Here is a 14,058-nt window from a genome sequence, read left to right as displayed (position 1 = left end):
GATAAGCGCGTCAAATGACGCGAGTCCGATGCTATGCGCTTCAGAATGGCGAGAAAGTGCATTTCGCAGTCGCAAGAGAAATTGAACTTCCTGTGACAAGAAGTTAAGAATTTTCTTCGCGGGTGCAGCATGCCCGCGTCTGAACGTCTGAGGAGACCGTTTTGCCCATTTCCAAGATTCTCGTTGCCAACCGCTCCGAAATTGCCATTCGCGTGTTCCGCGCGGCCAACGAACTTGGAATAAAAACGGTGGCCATCTGGGCGGAAGAGGACAAGCTGGCACTGCACCGCTTCAAGGCGGACGAGAGCTATCAGGTCGGCCGCGGCCCGCATCTCGCCAAGGATATGGGTCCGATCGAGAGCTATCTCTCGATCGAGGAGGTGATCCGCGTCGCCAAGCTTTCGGGCGCGGACGCGATCCATCCCGGCTACGGCCTGCTGTCGGAAAGCCCCGAATTCGTTGATGCCTGCAACAAGGCCGGCATCATTTTCATCGGCCCGAAGGCCGATACGATGCGCCAGCTCGGCAACAAGGTTGCAGCGCGCAACCTGGCGATCTCGGTCGGCGTGCCTGTGGTGCCGGCCACCGGCCCTTGCCCGAGGATATGGCCGAAGTGGCCAAGATGGCCGAGGAGATCGGCTATCCCGTCATGCTCAAGGCTTCCTGGGGCGGCGGCGGGCGCGGCATGCGCGCCATCCGCGATCCGAAGGACCTTGCCCGCGAAGTGACGGAGGCCAAACGCGAGGCGATGGCCGCCTTCGGCAAGGACGAGGTCTATCTGGAAAAGCTCGTCGAGCGCGCCCGCCATGTGGAAAGCCAGGTTCTCGGCGATACGCACGGCAATGTCGTGCATCTCTTCGAGCGTGACTGCTCGATCCAGCGCCGTAACCAGAAGGTCGTCGAGCGCGCACCGGCCCCCTACCTCTCGGAAGCGCAGCGCCAGGAGCTTGCCGCCTATTCGTTGAAGATTGCGGCGGCGACCAATTATATCGGCGCCGGCACCGTCGAATACCTGATGGATGCCGATACCGGCAAATTCTACTTCATCGAAGTCAATCCGCGTATCCAGGTCGAGCATACGGTGACCGAAGTCGTCACCGGCATCGACATCGTCAAGGCGCAGATCCACATCCTCGACGGCTTTGCAATCGGCACGCCGGAATCGGGCGTGCCCGGGCAGAAGGATATCCGTCTCAACGGCCATGCGCTGCAGTGCCGCATCACCACGGAAGATCCGGAGCACAATTTCATTCCGGATTACGGTCGGATCACCGCCTATCGCTCGGCCTCCGGTTTCGGCATCCGGCTCGACGGCGGCACCTCCTATTCCGGCGCCATCATCACCCGCTTTTACGATCCGCTTCTCGTCAAGGTCACGGCATGGGCGCCAAATCCATCCGAAGCGATTTCCCGCATGGACCGGGCGCTGCGCGAATTCCGCATTCGCGGCGTCGCCACCAACCTGACCTTCCTCGAAGCGATCATCGGCCATCCGAAGTTCCGGGATAACAGCTACACGACCCGCTTCATCGATACGACGCCGGAGCTTTTCCAGCAGGTCAAGCGCCAGGATCGCGCCACGAAGCTGCTCACCTATCTCGCCGACGTCACCGTCAATGGCCATCCCGAGGCCAAGGACCGGCCGCGGCCGCTTGATAACGCGGCCGAACCGGTGGTTCCCTATGCCAACGGCAATACGGTCAAGGACGGTACCAAGCAGCTCCTCGACACGCTCGGCCCGAAGAAATTCGGCGAATGGATGCGCAACGAAAAGCGCGTACTCTTGACCGACACGACGATGCGCGACGGCCATCAGTCGCTGCTCGCCACCCGCATGCGCACCTATGACATCGCCCGCATCGCCGGCACCTATGCGCATGCGCTGCCGAATCTTTTGTCGCTCGAATGCTGGGGCGGCGCGACCTTCGACGTTTCCATGCGCTTTCTGACCGAGGATCCGTGGGAGCGCCTGGCACTGATCCGCGAGGGGGCGCCGAACCTTCTGCTGCAGATGCTGCTGCGCGGCGCCAACGGCGTCGGCTACACCAATTATCCCGACAATGTCGTCAAGTATTTCGTTCGCCAGGCGGCCAAGGGCGGCATCGATCTCTTCCGCGTCTTCGACTGCCTCAACTGGGTCGAGAACATGCGCGTCTCGATGGATGCCATTGCCGAGGAGAACAAGCTCTGCGAGGCGGCGATCTGCTATACCGGCGATATCCTGAACTCGGCCCGTCCAAAATATGATCTGAAATACTATACCGACCTTGCGGTCGAGCTCGAAAAGGCCGGCGCTCACATCATCGCGCTCAAGGATATGGCGGGCCTGCTCAAGCCCGCGGCTGCCAAGGTTCTGTTCAAGGCGCTGCGTGAGGCGACCGGCCTGCCGATCCATTTCCACACGCATGATACATCGGGTATTGCGGCTGCGACCGTCCTTGCCGCCGTCGATGCCGGTGTCGATGCCGTCGATGCGGCCATGGATGCGCTTTCCGGCAATACTTCGCAGCCCTGTCTCGGTTCGATCGTCGAGGCGCTGCGCGGTACGGAGCGCGATCCGGGCCTCGATCCGGAATGGATCCGCCGTATCTCCTTCTATTGGGAAGCGGCGCGCAACCAGTATGCGGCCTTCGAAAGCGATCTGAAGGGTCCGGCATCCGAAGTCTATCTGCACGAAATGCCGGGCGGCCAGTTCACCAACCTCAAGGAACAGGCTCGCTCGCTCGGCCTCGAGACCCGCTGGCATCAGGTGGCGCAGGCCTATGCCGACGCCAACCAGATGTTCGGCGATATCGTCAAGGTGACGCCGTCTTCCAAGGTCGTCGGCGACATGGCGCTGATGATGGTTTCGCAGGACCTGACGGTCGCCGATGTCGTCAGCCCCGACAAGGAAGTCTCCTTCCCGGAATCGGTCGTATCGATGCTGAAGGGTGATCTCGGTCAGCCGCCGTCTGGATGGCCCGAAGCGCTGCAGAAGAAGGCGTTGAAGGGTGACAAGCCCTATACCGTGCGCCCCGGCTCGCTGCTCAAGGAGGCCGATCTCGATGCCGAGCGTAAAGTCATCGAGACGAAACTCGAGCGAGAGATCAGCGACTTCGAGTTTGCCTCCTATCTGATGTATCCGAAGGTCTTCACCGACTTCGCGCTCGCCTCCGACACCTACGGCCCGGTCTCGGTGCTGCCGACGCCGGCCTATTTCTACGGTCTCAAGGATGGCGAGGAACTGTTTGCCGATATCGAACGCGGCAAGACGCTCGTCATCGTCAACCAGGCGATGAGCGCGACGGACAGCCAGGGCATGGTGACCATCTTCTTCGAGCTCAACGGCCAGCCGCGCCGCATCAAGGTGCCGGACCGGGCTCATGGGGCGACGGGTGCCGCCGTCCGCCGCAAGGCCGAGCCGGGCAATGCCATCCATGTCGGTGCGCCGATGCCGGGTGTCATCAGCCGTGTCTTCGTCTCGCCCGGCCAGGTCGTCAATGCCGGCGACGTGCTCGTCTCCATCGAGGCGATGAAGATGGAAACGGCGCTGCACGCGGAAAAGGATGGCACGATTTCCGAGGTGCTGGTGCGCGCCGGCGATCAGATCGACGCCAAGGACCTGCTCGTCGTCTACGCCGGCTGAGCAGGCGGGGTCGATGTTTCCGAAGGGTTGCATTCGGCCATGCTACCGATCACCCGATTGTGTACGGTCGGGCTGTTAAAAAGCTGATTTTGTGAAAAGTGAGCGGCCTCCTTGCCTTGCCCGGCGAGGAGGCTTTCTCATAGATTGGCACGCTCACCACCCGCCCCCAAGACCCATCAGGAAATCGTCTATGAGCAAGTTGAAGATTGCCGTCATTGTCGGCAGCACGCGTATTGGCCGTTTTGCCCAGCATCCGGCCAAGTGGATCGCAGATTTCGCCAGCCAGCGCTCTGATCTCGAAGTCGAAGTTCTCGACCTTCTCGACTACCCCATGCATTTCTTCGGGGAAGAGCGCGCCACCACGGCGGAAAGCGAAACCGCAGAGAACTGGAAGAAGAAGCTGCGCGAGTTCGACGGCTTCATTTTTACCGCCGCCGAATATAACCATGCGCCGACCGCGGTTCTGAAGAACGCGATCGATCTCGGCGAATTCATTCAGAAGCCGGTCGGTTTCGTCGGTTACGGCGGCGTCGGCGGCGCACGTGCGGTCGAGCAGCTTCGCCTGATCTTCGTCGAAATGAGCGCAGCGTCCGTCAAGACCGCCGTCCACATCGCGTTCAGCGAATATCTTGCGGTTCTCAAGGAAGGCAAGAGCCTCGGTGATTACGCCCATCTCAATGAGGCCGCCAAGAACATGCTCGATCAGCTCACCTGGTGGGGCAATGCGCTGAAGGCCGCGCGCGCCGTCGTTACGGCCTCCTGATTGCAGCGAGCAATGCCGGGATGTTCGCATCCCGGCACCAGAGCCTTTCCCGGTTGGATTGCAGCATTCTGCCGGCGCAAAGATGCCCGGCCCACCGGCCGCACTGCTTCACTATGCGAAGCAATAGGTGCGTCCGGCGCTTCTAAAGTCTTGCAGATTTGCAAGGCAAATCTGCGGGAGGGTTGGCTGAAACGGGCCGGCTTGGCCGTAGAGCCGGGCTACGACGCGCGCCGGCCGGTCGACCATCCGACTCCGTTTGAGCCAACAGAATGCTGCAATCTAACCCGGAAAGGCTCTAGCTCAGATATCGTAAGTATTGGCGGCGTTGATCGTCGAGATGAAGCGCTTGGTGCGCTCGCGCTCCGGCGTATTGAAGATCGCCCTGGCGCTGCCCGTTTCCACCACGCTTCCGGCTTCCAGGAAAACGACGTCATTGGCGATCTTCGAGGCGAGCCGGAGATCATGGGTCGCCATCACCATCGTCGTGCCTTCGCTGGCAAGCTTGCCAAGCACATCGACCACCTCGGCCGAAAGTTCGGGATCGAGCGCGGATGTCGGCTCGTCGCAAAGAAGCACGCGCGGCGATGGCGCCAGTGCCCGGGCAATTGCGACGCGCTGCTGCTGGCCACCCGATAGTGTCGAAGGCCAGGCGTCGGCCTTGTGGGTCATGCCGACCTTGGTCAGCAATTCCATTGCGCGTTCGCGGGCCTTTTCCCTCGGCCATCTCAGCACCGTCACCAGACCTTCCATGACATTCTCGATCGCGGTCTGATGCGGGAAGAGCTGGAAGTTCTGGAAGACCATGCCGGTCTGGCGGCGGATCTTCTGGATCGCCTGCCAGCTCGTTCGTTTGTCCGGGGTAAAGGCCAGCGTTTCCTCTCCCAGGCGGATCGCGCCTGCTGTCGGAATTTCGAGCAGGTTGATGCAGCGCAGCAGCGTGCTCTTGCCGCCGCCGGAAGGTCCGACCAGCGCGGTGACGCTGCCTTCGGGGATGCGGATGCTGATATCCTTCAGGATGACCGCATCGCCGAAGCGCTTTTCGATGTTGGAAAGCTCGATCATGCATTTGCCTCCAGCATACCGCCATAACGCGCGAAGCGGCGTTCCAGCCGCACTTGCAGCTGCGAGAGGACGGAGCTCAGGACGAGATAGATCAGCGCCGCCTCGATATAGAGGATCAACGGCTCATAAGTGGTGGCGACGATGCGCTGCGCCGCCTGGAAGAGTTCCGGCACGGTGATGGCGGCGGCAAGCGAAGTGTCTTTGACCAGCGAGATGAAAGTATTCGACAAAGGCGGCACGGCGACACGGGCGGCCTGCGGCAGGATGGTGCGGCTCATCGCCTGGCGCCAGCTCATGCCGATCGAATAGGCAGCTTCCCACTGGCCTTTCGGCACCGAGGAAATGACGGCGCGGATGATCTCGGAGCTATAGGCGCCGATATTCAGGGTGAAGCCGATGAGGGCGGCCGGGAAGGCATCGAGCAGGATGCCGAGGCTCGGCAGGCCGTAGAAGATGACAAAGAGCTGAACGAGCAGCGGCGTGCCGCGGATGACCCAGACATAGAAGCGCGCGACGGCGGAGAGCGGCATCGGCCCGAAGAGTCGGGCGATCGCGGTGGCGAGCCCGAGGGCCAGGCCAAAGACGAAGGAGAGCAGGGTCAGCGGAATCGTGAAGATCAGCCCCGCCCACAGGAGCGAAGGCAGCGATTCCGCCATCAGTTGGAGCCAGTGCGCCAAGGGAATTCCTTCTGGTCGGTTGGTGCGTCGAAGTGGAATACCCCTCCCCAACCCCTCCCCACAAGGGGGAGGGGCTTATCGGGGCCTTCGGCGCGCCAAATAGCGACCGTACTGTGGCGGGGAGGCTGTTCTGAGATGAGGCGGCGCGGCATCGAACCCCCTTGCCCTTGTGGGGGCGGGGGTTCTTTTCTTGAACGAAGCTTACTTGGAAACGTCCTGGCCGAAATACTTGTCGGCGATCTTCTTATAGGTGCCGTCGGCCTTGATGTCGGCAAGCGCCTTGTTGATTTCGGCGAGAAGCTCCGGCTCGTTCTTGCGGATGATGACGCCGGAGTAGTCGGCATTTTCCTGTTCGGCGACGATCTTCACCGGCGCGTCCGGCTTGTGCTTCTTGAAATCGAGGAAGGAGAGGCTGTCGTTGATCGTGGCGTCGGCGCGCTTGGTCAGCACGAGCTGGATCGACTGATCGAAACCGTCGGTGCCGACGAGTTCGGCGCCGGCTTCGGTGGCGAGCTTGCCGAAGTTGCTGGTCAGTGATTGGGCGGCCTTCTTGCCCTTCAGATCGGCGAAGGACTTGATGCTGTCATCGCCGTCACGGGCGATCAGCACGGCCTTGGAGGCAATATAGGGCTCGGAGAAATCATATTTCTGCTTGCGGGTTTCGGTGATGCCGACCTGATTGATGACGGTGTCGTAGCGCTTGGCATCGAGGCCGGCGATCAGGCCGTCCCACTTGCCTTCGACGAACTCGGCCTTGACGCCGAGCTTGGCGGCGATCGCTTCGCCGATCTCGACATCGAAGCCGACGAGCTTGCCGCTTTCGTCATGATAGGTGAAGGGCGCATAGGTGCCTTCGGTACCGATCTTGAAGACGCCGGCCGATTTGATGGCGGCGAGGTTCTCGCCGGCATGGGCAGGCAGGAGGGCCGCAGCCTGAATGAGGGCGGCAGCGGCGACGGTTTTCAACCAGTTCATTGTTTTATCCATCCTTGGGAGGTTGTCATCGGATGGGGATACTTTGCAGAAAATTATGGCGCCGGAAGCGTAGAAAACTGCGAATAAAAGCAGCAACTGCAAATAATTTTCTCAAGCGGCCGTTCCAACCATGAATCCTGCGGAAACAGGCATCATGCTCCGGCCCGGCGGCGCAGCCTTTCGCTGACGATGATGATCAATCCGGCGCTGAGGATCAGGGCCGCGCCGACGACCACATTGTGCGTCGGGATGTCGGCCCAGATCAGATAGCCCAGGAGGAAGGCCCAGACGAGAGAGCTGTATTCGAATGGTGCAAGCACGGAGACGGGCGCCTGGCGCATGCCTTCGAAAAGGGCGAACTGGGCGCAGCCGGCAACGATGCCTGTGGCAATGAGCAGCGCGAGCTGCGTCATATCGGGGGTCTGCCAGGTGTAGAGAACGGCAAGGCCGGTCAGGGCAAGAAAAAAGACGTTGGAAACGGTGAGCTGCACGATGGTCTTTTCGTGCAGCGACGTCTTGCGCAGCAGCACCATGGCGGATGCCCAGAGGACGGCCGCCTGCAGCGCAAGATAGACCGGCCAGGAAATGGTGAGGCCGACCGGATTGCAGGCGATCAAGACACCGACGAAACCGACGCCGACGGCCAGCCAGCGCGCCGGCGTGACCTCTTCCTTCAGGATGACCCATGCGAGCAGGGTACCGACGACAGGTGCGGCGTAATAAAGCGTCGTCACTTCGGCAAGCTGCAGGCGGCTTGCCGCGGAATAATAGGAAAGCCAGGCACAAAGAAGAAGGATGCTGCGGGCGATCATCGGCTTGACGATCGGCGATGTGATCGTTTGGCGAACGAGTTTGCCGCGACCATAGGCGAGACAACCGAGGAAGATCGTGAGGCTGCGGAAAAACAGGATCTGCCAGACGGGAATGCTTGAAGTCAGGATCTTGATGATCGCGTCATGGAAGGTAAACGCCATATAGGCGACGGTCGTGAGCAGGATGCCCAGGCTGACGGAGTTTTTCACAGGAAGACGCACCAGATGGCGGATATGCCGGAGGGAATCGGGAATGATGAATCGATATTCCTGCCTCTTAGACCGGTCAATAGGACATATTTCGCTCTGGTAGTGACTTTGTTTCAAAACGTCAGAAAACGTGTAGCAATGCGTATTGCCTGCACGATCATAAGTGTTTATGCACGTTTCTAGATTTGTGAGATGTCGATCCGGTAGGAACATGCAGGATTTTCTATTACGCGAGCGTCAAGGGGTGATTTCCGAGAGGTTGCGGATGAATGGCCGCGTGCTGGCGGCGGAACTTGCCCTCGAATTCGGCGTCTCCGAGGATACGGTGCGGCGCGATCTGCGCGAGATGGCGGCCGCGGGGCTCTGCGAGCGGGTCTATGGCGGCGCATTGCCGGTCTCGCCGGCGCATGGAAGCCTGACGCAGCGCATCGGCTTTGCCGCCGACCGGAAACAGGCGCTGGCGCGCGCTGCGGCACAGCAGATCGCCGCCGGTTCGACCGTGTTCTTCGATGCCGGCAGCACCAATCTGGCGATTGCCCATGCATTGCCGGCCGATCTTGCGCTGACGGCTGCGACGAATGCGCCGGCGATTGCCGCAGCGCTGATCGACAAGCCTGCCATCAACGTCATCCTGATCGGCGGGATGGTCGATCGGCAGACGGGCGGTGCGCTCGGCGCCAAGGCCCTGCGCGATATGGAGCAGATTTCGCCCGACCTCTGCATTCTCGGCGCCTGCGGCGTCGACCTTGAGGCCGGCATCACGGTGTTCGGTTTCGAGGATGCGGAGTTCAAGCGGTTTGCGACGTCGAGGAGCAAAAGGGTGCTGGTGGCTGCAACCTCGGAGAAATTCGGCACTGCCGCCCCCCATAGTGTCCTGCCGGTTGCCCATTGCGAATGTCTGGTGGTCGAACACGATGCCGATCCGGCAATTCTCGGCCGCTACCGCGAGCGCGGATGCAGGACTGTTATCGCCGAGAAAACGAACTGAGGCGACGTCACAGAGTTTAGGGAAATCGGGCGCTTGCAAGCCCGGCAATGAGGAAAGACCGAGAAATGGACAGTCATGTAAGTGCGCCGGGGGTCCGGAGCGGCTTCGTTACCAGAAGCAGGGCGGCGGTTTCCCTGCTCTTTCTCATGAATGGCTTCGTCGTCGGCTGCTGGGCGCCGAAGATTCCGGACTTTGCCGAGCGTCTGGCGCTGAGCAAGTTCGAGCTTGGGCTGATGATCCTCGTCTTCGGCGTCGGCTCGCTGGTCATGATGCCGATTGCCGGTGCGCAGATTGCCAAGCACGGCTCGCGTATCGTCGTTCAGGTGACGGCTGTCTGCGTGCTGCCGTTGCTGCTGGCATTGACGCTCGCGCCAAATGTGATCACCGGGGCCATCTCGCTCTTCCTGTTCGGCGGCTTCATTGGCGCAATGGATGTGGCGATGAATGCCAATGCGGTGTCGGTCGAGAAATCCATGCGCCGCGCCATCATGTCGTCCTGCCATGCGTTCTGGAGTCTTGGTGGACTGATCGGCTCAGGTCTCGGCGGCATCGTGATTTCCAAGCTCGGTATTCTCGGTCATGCGGAACTGGCGACGGTGCTGGCGGCAATCTTCCTTGCTCTGGCATGGCCGATGATCCTTGCGGACCCGCCGCATCCCGACACCAAGAAGGAAAAGACGAAGCTGCCGATGGTGCCGCTGCCGTGGCTGCTCGGATTGATGGCGCTGTTCAGCATGGTGCCGGAAGGTGCGGTTCTCGACTGGGGCGCGCTCTATCTCCGGCAGGAAATGGATGCATCCGTGGCACTTTCCGGTCTTGGTTTCGCAGCCTTTTCGGCGACCATGGCGATCATGCGCTTTGCCGGCGATCTGGTGCGCGACCGTCTGGGCGGCGTCAAGACGCTGCGCATCTGCACGCTGTTTGCGATCGTCGGCATGCTGCTTGCAGGCTTGGCCCCCAATGCCGAGATCGCTATCCTGGGTTTTGCCTTTTGCGGGATCGGGATTTCCAACATGGTGCCGATCGCTTTCTCGGCGGCGGGCAATATTCCCGGCCTCAAGCCCGGCATCGGCATCTCGGTCGTCACGACCATGGGCTACTCCGGCATGCTGGTCGCACCGTCCTTGATCGGCTTCGTCGCCGAGCATGTCGGCTTCGCTGCGGTCTTCATGGCGCTGCCGGTGCTGCTGCTCGTCGTCCTCCTGTTTTCCAAACTGGCCCATTATGCCGATGGGACCTCCGGAGGCGGCCACTGAACCGCCTCCAACCAAAAGTGATATCGGGGGCGGTTGACAAGAAAGCGGTCATGATCCACCTGAAAGGCGCTGTTTCTAAAGCGCGTCGCAATCTTTCAGATTTGCTTCTCGCGCTTTAGGTCTTTATTTTGCGCATGTCGTGATCGCAAAACCGCTGCATACTTTTGCGCGACATGCTTTAGGGGTGCAAGAACTCTTCATGTTGTCAGCCGCCGATTTTGATCCGAAACCGCGCCGCGCTTCCGTTGCCGTCGATGTCGGCGGCGTCATCGTCGGCGGCGGGGCGCCGGTCGTCGTGCAATCCATGACGAATACCGATACGGCCGATATCGACTCGACCGTCGCGCAGGTCGCCGCCCTGTTCCGGGCTGGCTCGGAGCTTGTGCGTATCACCGTCGACCGTGACGAGAGTGCGGCTGCCGTGCCGAAGATCCGCGAGCGGCTGCTGCGGCTCGGCATGGACGTGCCATTGATCGGCGACTTCCACTATATCGGCCACAAGCTGCTCGCCGATCATCCCGATTGTGCCGCGGCGCTGGCGAAATACCGCATCAACCCCGGCAATGTCGGCTTCAAGGACAAGAAGGACAAGCAGTTCGCCGAGATCATCGAGATGGCGATCCGCCATGACAAGCCGGTGCGTATCGGCGTCAACTGGGGTTCGCTCGACCAGGATCTGCTGACGGCGCTGATGGACCAGAATGCCGCGGCCGGTTCGCCGCTTTCGGCCCGGCAGGTGACGCGTGAGGCGATCGTGCAGTCGGCGCTGCTTTCGGCAGCCCTTGCCGAGGAGATCGGCCTGCCGCGCAACCGCATCATCCTGTCGGCCAAGGTCAGCCAGGTGCAGGATCTGATCGCCGTCAATTCGATGCTCGCCGAACGCTCCAATCACGCGCTGCATCTCGGTCTGACCGAAGCCGGCATGGGCACCAAGGGCATCGTCGCCTCGTCGGCGGCCATGGGCTTCGTGTTGCAGCATGGCATCGGCGATACGATCCGCGTGTCGCTGACGCCCGAGCCGAATGGCGACCGCACCCGCGAAGTCCAGGTGGCGCAGGAGATCCTGCAGGTCATGGGCTTCCGCCAGTTCATACCGGTCGTTGCCGCCTGTCCGGGCTGCGGACGCACGACCTCGACGGTGTTCCAGGAGCTTGCCCAGAACATCCAGAACGACATTCGCAAGAACATGCCGGTCTGGCGCGAAAAGTATCCCGGAGTCGAGGCGCTGAACGTCGCCGTCATGGGCTGCATCGTCAACGGGCCGGGTGAAAGCAAACATGCCGATATCGGCATTTCGCTTCCAGGCACCGGCGAGACGCCGGCCGCCCCTGTTTTCATCGATGGCCGTAAGGCGCTGACGCTGCGCGGCCCCAATATCGCCGCCGACTTCGAGGCGCTTGTCGTCGATTATATCGAGAAGCGTTTCGGCCAGCGGACGGCGGCGGAATGAACGCCCGCGAGTTCGAATGAGCCGGTACTGGTCTGATATCGTCAGCAAGCTTCGGCCCTATGTCGCCGGAGAGCAGCCGCGTATCGCCGGCTTGGTCAAGCTCAACACCAACGAGAATCCCTACGGGCCGTCTCCGAAGGCACTCGAGGCAATCCGGCAAGCGACGGACGATCGTCTGCGGCTCTATCCCGATCCCGCGGCGACGGAATTGCGCGAGACGATCGCCGCCCGTTTCGGCCTGATGGCAGAAGAAGTATTCGTTGGCAACGGCTCCGACGAGGTCCTCGCCCTCGCGTTTCAGGCGCTGTTGAAACACGAACGGCCGCTTCTCTATCCCGATGTGACCTATAGCTTCTACCCGACATATAGCCTGCTATACGATGTCGAAGCGATCGAAGTGCCTGTCGATCACGGGTTCCAGATCCGACTGGCGGATTACGACAGGCCGTGCGGCGCGATCATCATCCCCAATCCGAATGCACCGACCGGGATCGGCCTGCCGCGTGCCGACATAGAGGCGCTTGTCGCCGCTCACCCGGATGCGGTCGTCGTGATCGACGAGGCCTATGTCGATTTCGGCGGCGAAAGCGCCGTCCCGCTCATTTCAAAATATCCCAATCTGCTTGTCATTCAGACCCTGTCGAAATCCCGCTCGTTCGCAGGCCTGCGCGTCGGCTTCGCGCTGGGGCAGCGGGAACTGATCGAGGCGCTGGTGCGCGTCAAGGACAGTTTCAATTCCTATCCGCTCGATCGCCTGGCGCAGGTCGCCGCGACGGCGGCGATCAAGGACGAGGCGTGGTTCGAGACATGCCGGAGGAAGCTTATCGCCAGCCGGGAAAACCTCGTCTCCGAACTCCAAGCGCTGGATTTCGAGGTCTTGCCGTCCCAGGCGAATTTCGTTTTCGCAAGGCACCAAAGTCAGTCGGGTGCAGCGCTTCTCACCGCCCTGCGCGAGCGGAACATTCTCGTCCGGCTTTTTGCCAAGCCGCGTATTTCGGACTTCCTGCGGATCAGCATCGGCACGGACGAGGAATGTGCCCGCCTGGTTTCGGCTCTCACGGAAATATTGGCAGCCTGACCTGGAAAGGGATAGAGCGGTTCAGCTTTTAACGGAAGCGCAGAACCACTCTATTCCTTTGTTTTACGTAATTCCCGGTAAAAACGCGTCGCGCTTTGCCTGGGAAAACCGCTTCGCACTTTTCCTGGAATTGCTCTAGCTCTTCCGGTCGGCGATGAAATGCGCCGCAGCGGTAAGGGTCGAGGCACGGGCGCCGTAAGGGGTAAGCAGCGCCTCGGCATCGCGGACATGCTGGTGGAGCTGGCGCTCGGCCCATTCCATACCGCGCAGGGCGACGAGCGTTCCCTTGCCCCGGGCTGCGTCCTTGCCGGTCGCCTTGCCCATGGTCTCGGTGTCCGAAGTCAGGTCAAGAATGTCGTCGGCCAGCTGGAAGGCAAGGCCGATCTTTTCGCCGAAGGCGCGCAGGCGGCGGCGGTCTTCCGGCGCACTTGCCGAGATGATGGCGCCGGCTTCGCAGGCGAAGCGGATCAACGCGCCCGTTTTCATCGCCTGCAGGCGGATGATGCCGGCCTCGTCAGGGGCTTGTTTTTCCGCTGCCAGATCGAGGGCCTGGCCGCCGGCCATGCCGCCAAGACCGGCGGCGCGGGCAAGGGCCAGCACCAGCGATGCCTTGCTGGTATCGGGAAGCGCCGTTTCCGGCGCGGCGACGATATCGAAGGCGTAGGTCAGCAGGCTGTCGCCGGCGAGGATCGCGGTCGCTTCATCGAATTTAATGTGTACCGTTGGTTTGCCGCGGCGCAGGTCGTCATCGTCCATGGCCGGCAGGTCGTCATGGACGAGGGAATAGCAGTGGACGCATTCGAGTGCCGCGCCGACGCGAAGTGCTGCCTCAGCGTTGCCGCCGAGAAGGGCAGCGCTTTCGACGACCAGGAATGGGCGCAGCCGCTTGCCGCCGTTCAGCACGGCATAATGCATGGCATCGCGCAGCCTTTCGGGCCTGGCGATTTCATCGGAAAGGATGCTTGGTGAAAGCAATGCGTCGAGCAGCGCCTCGATCTCGTGGGCGTTGTTCTTCAGCCTCGTTTCGAAAGTGTCCCGGTTCGCGTCCATGGGCGCTGTTTGGCATGAGCGCCCCCGGGCTTGCAACGGAATTGTCGATGACAGCGGCAAGATTCACCACGCACTCTGGCATAAGCTCTGTACAGGCGCTATGAGAACGAGA

At 61.4% G+C, this 14,058-nt stretch carries 10 protein-coding genes and 1 pseudogene; 6 read left to right on the top strand and 5 right to left on the bottom strand.

Translation table 11 applies throughout. The annotated features are described in order from the left end of the window. Positions 1-161: 161 nt before the first annotated feature. Together pyc and NE851_RS09260 are read left to right on the top strand one after the other, a co-directional pair. Positions 162-3,625, top strand: a pseudogene (gene pyc / locus NE851_RS09265) (pyruvate carboxylase). Positions 3,626-3,815: 190 nt separating this feature from the next. Continuing rightward, complete coding sequence (locus tag NE851_RS09260; protein WP_028756540.1) at positions 3,816-4,388, top strand: NADPH-dependent FMN reductase; 573 nt, start codon at positions 3,816-3,818, stop codon at positions 4,386-4,388. A 300-nt stretch (positions 4,389-4,688) separates the two neighbouring features. Here the strand turns inward: NE851_RS09260 and NE851_RS09255 are convergent, their stop codons facing one another. The 4 genes from NE851_RS09255 to NE851_RS09240 all read right to left on the bottom strand — a co-directional run bounded on the left by NE851_RS09255 (position 4,689) and on the right by NE851_RS09240 (position 8,124). Continuing rightward, a complete protein-coding gene (locus NE851_RS09255; protein WP_028756539.1) occupies positions 4,689-5,450 on the bottom strand; it encodes an amino acid ABC transporter ATP-binding protein in 762 nt (253 codons plus the stop codon). Next, positions 5,447-6,127 (bottom strand): amino acid ABC transporter permease, encoded by a 681-nt coding sequence (locus NE851_RS09250; RefSeq protein WP_012759450.1) that lies wholly within the window; start codon positions 6,125-6,127, stop codon positions 5,447-5,449. Before NE851_RS09250 ends, NE851_RS09255 begins: the two co-directional genes overlap by 4 nt. 201 nt (positions 6,128-6,328) lie before the next feature. Then, positions 6,329-7,102: an amino acid ABC transporter substrate-binding protein gene (locus NE851_RS09245; RefSeq protein ID WP_017995516.1), complete on the bottom strand. Its 774-nt coding sequence runs from the start codon at positions 7,100-7,102 to the stop codon at positions 6,329-6,331. A gap of 152 nt (positions 7,103-7,254) precedes the next feature. Then, positions 7,255-8,124 carry a DMT family transporter gene (locus NE851_RS09240; protein ID WP_028756538.1) on the bottom strand — a complete coding sequence of 290 codons (870 nt, stop codon included), beginning with the start codon at positions 8,122-8,124 and terminating at the stop codon, positions 7,255-7,257. A gap of 211 nt (positions 8,125-8,335) precedes the next feature. Here NE851_RS09240 and NE851_RS09235 point away from each other — a divergent pair, with 211 nt between their 5' ends. The 4 genes from NE851_RS09235 to hisC all read left to right on the top strand — a co-directional run bounded on the left by NE851_RS09235 (position 8,336) and on the right by hisC (position 12,896). Beyond that, a complete protein-coding gene (locus NE851_RS09235; RefSeq protein WP_028756537.1) occupies positions 8,336-9,112 on the top strand; it encodes a DeoR/GlpR family DNA-binding transcription regulator in 777 nt (258 codons plus the stop codon). Between the two features lie 65 nt (positions 9,113-9,177). Next, positions 9,178-10,368 (top strand): MFS transporter, encoded by a 1,191-nt coding sequence (locus NE851_RS09230; RefSeq protein WP_028756536.1) that lies wholly within the window; start codon positions 9,178-9,180, stop codon positions 10,366-10,368. Between the two features lie 199 nt (positions 10,369-10,567). Then, complete coding sequence (gene ispG, locus NE851_RS09225) at positions 10,568-11,818, top strand: flavodoxin-dependent (E)-4-hydroxy-3-methylbut-2-enyl-diphosphate synthase (protein ID WP_028756535.1); 1,251 nt, start codon at positions 10,568-10,570, stop codon at positions 11,816-11,818. A 16-nt stretch (positions 11,819-11,834) separates the two neighbouring features. Beyond that, on the top strand, positions 11,835-12,896 hold the full coding sequence (hisC, locus tag NE851_RS09220; protein WP_028756534.1) for a histidinol-phosphate transaminase: 1,062 nt from the start codon (positions 11,835-11,837) through the stop codon (positions 12,894-12,896). Between the two features lie 135 nt (positions 12,897-13,031). Here the strand turns inward: hisC and NE851_RS09215 are convergent, their stop codons facing one another. Beyond that, entirely contained in the window at positions 13,032-13,946 is a 915-nt protein-coding gene (locus NE851_RS09215; RefSeq protein ID WP_028756533.1) for a polyprenyl synthetase family protein, read from the bottom strand. Positions 13,947-14,058 lie beyond the last annotated feature (112 nt).

It is taken from the genome of Rhizobium anhuiense bv. trifolii, from assembly GCF_024346605.1.
In the GTDB taxonomy this organism is placed as follows: Bacteria; Pseudomonadota; Alphaproteobacteria; order Rhizobiales; family Rhizobiaceae; genus Rhizobium; species Rhizobium anhuiense.
This window is presented reverse-complemented; position numbering and strand designations above follow the sequence as displayed.

What these genes read in the sequence shown, in the direction of transcription:
- NE851_RS09215 (WP_028756533.1), bottom strand. Translation starts at nt 13,946, where the DNA reads ATGGACGCGAACCGGGACACTTTCGAAACGAGGCTGAAGAACAACGCC.
- NE851_RS09230 (WP_028756536.1), top strand. Translation starts at nt 9,178, where the DNA reads ATGGACAGTCATGTAAGTGCGCCGGGGGTCCGGAGCGGCTTCGTTACC.
- hisC (WP_028756534.1), top strand. Translation starts at nt 11,835, where the DNA reads ATGAGCCGGTACTGGTCTGATATCGTCAGCAAGCTTCGGCCCTATGTC.
- NE851_RS09245 (WP_017995516.1), bottom strand. Translation starts at nt 7,102, where the DNA reads ATGAACTGGTTGAAAACCGTCGCCGCTGCCGCCCTCATTCAGGCTGCG.
- NE851_RS09255 (WP_028756539.1), bottom strand. Translation starts at nt 5,450, where the DNA reads ATGATCGAGCTTTCCAACATCGAAAAGCGCTTCGGCGATGCGGTCATC.
- ispG (WP_028756535.1), top strand. Translation starts at nt 10,568, where the DNA reads ATGTTGTCAGCCGCCGATTTTGATCCGAAACCGCGCCGCGCTTCCGTT.
- NE851_RS09235 (WP_028756537.1), top strand. Translation starts at nt 8,336, where the DNA reads ATGCAGGATTTTCTATTACGCGAGCGTCAAGGGGTGATTTCCGAGAGG.
- NE851_RS09260 (WP_028756540.1), top strand. Translation starts at nt 3,816, where the DNA reads ATGAGCAAGTTGAAGATTGCCGTCATTGTCGGCAGCACGCGTATTGGC.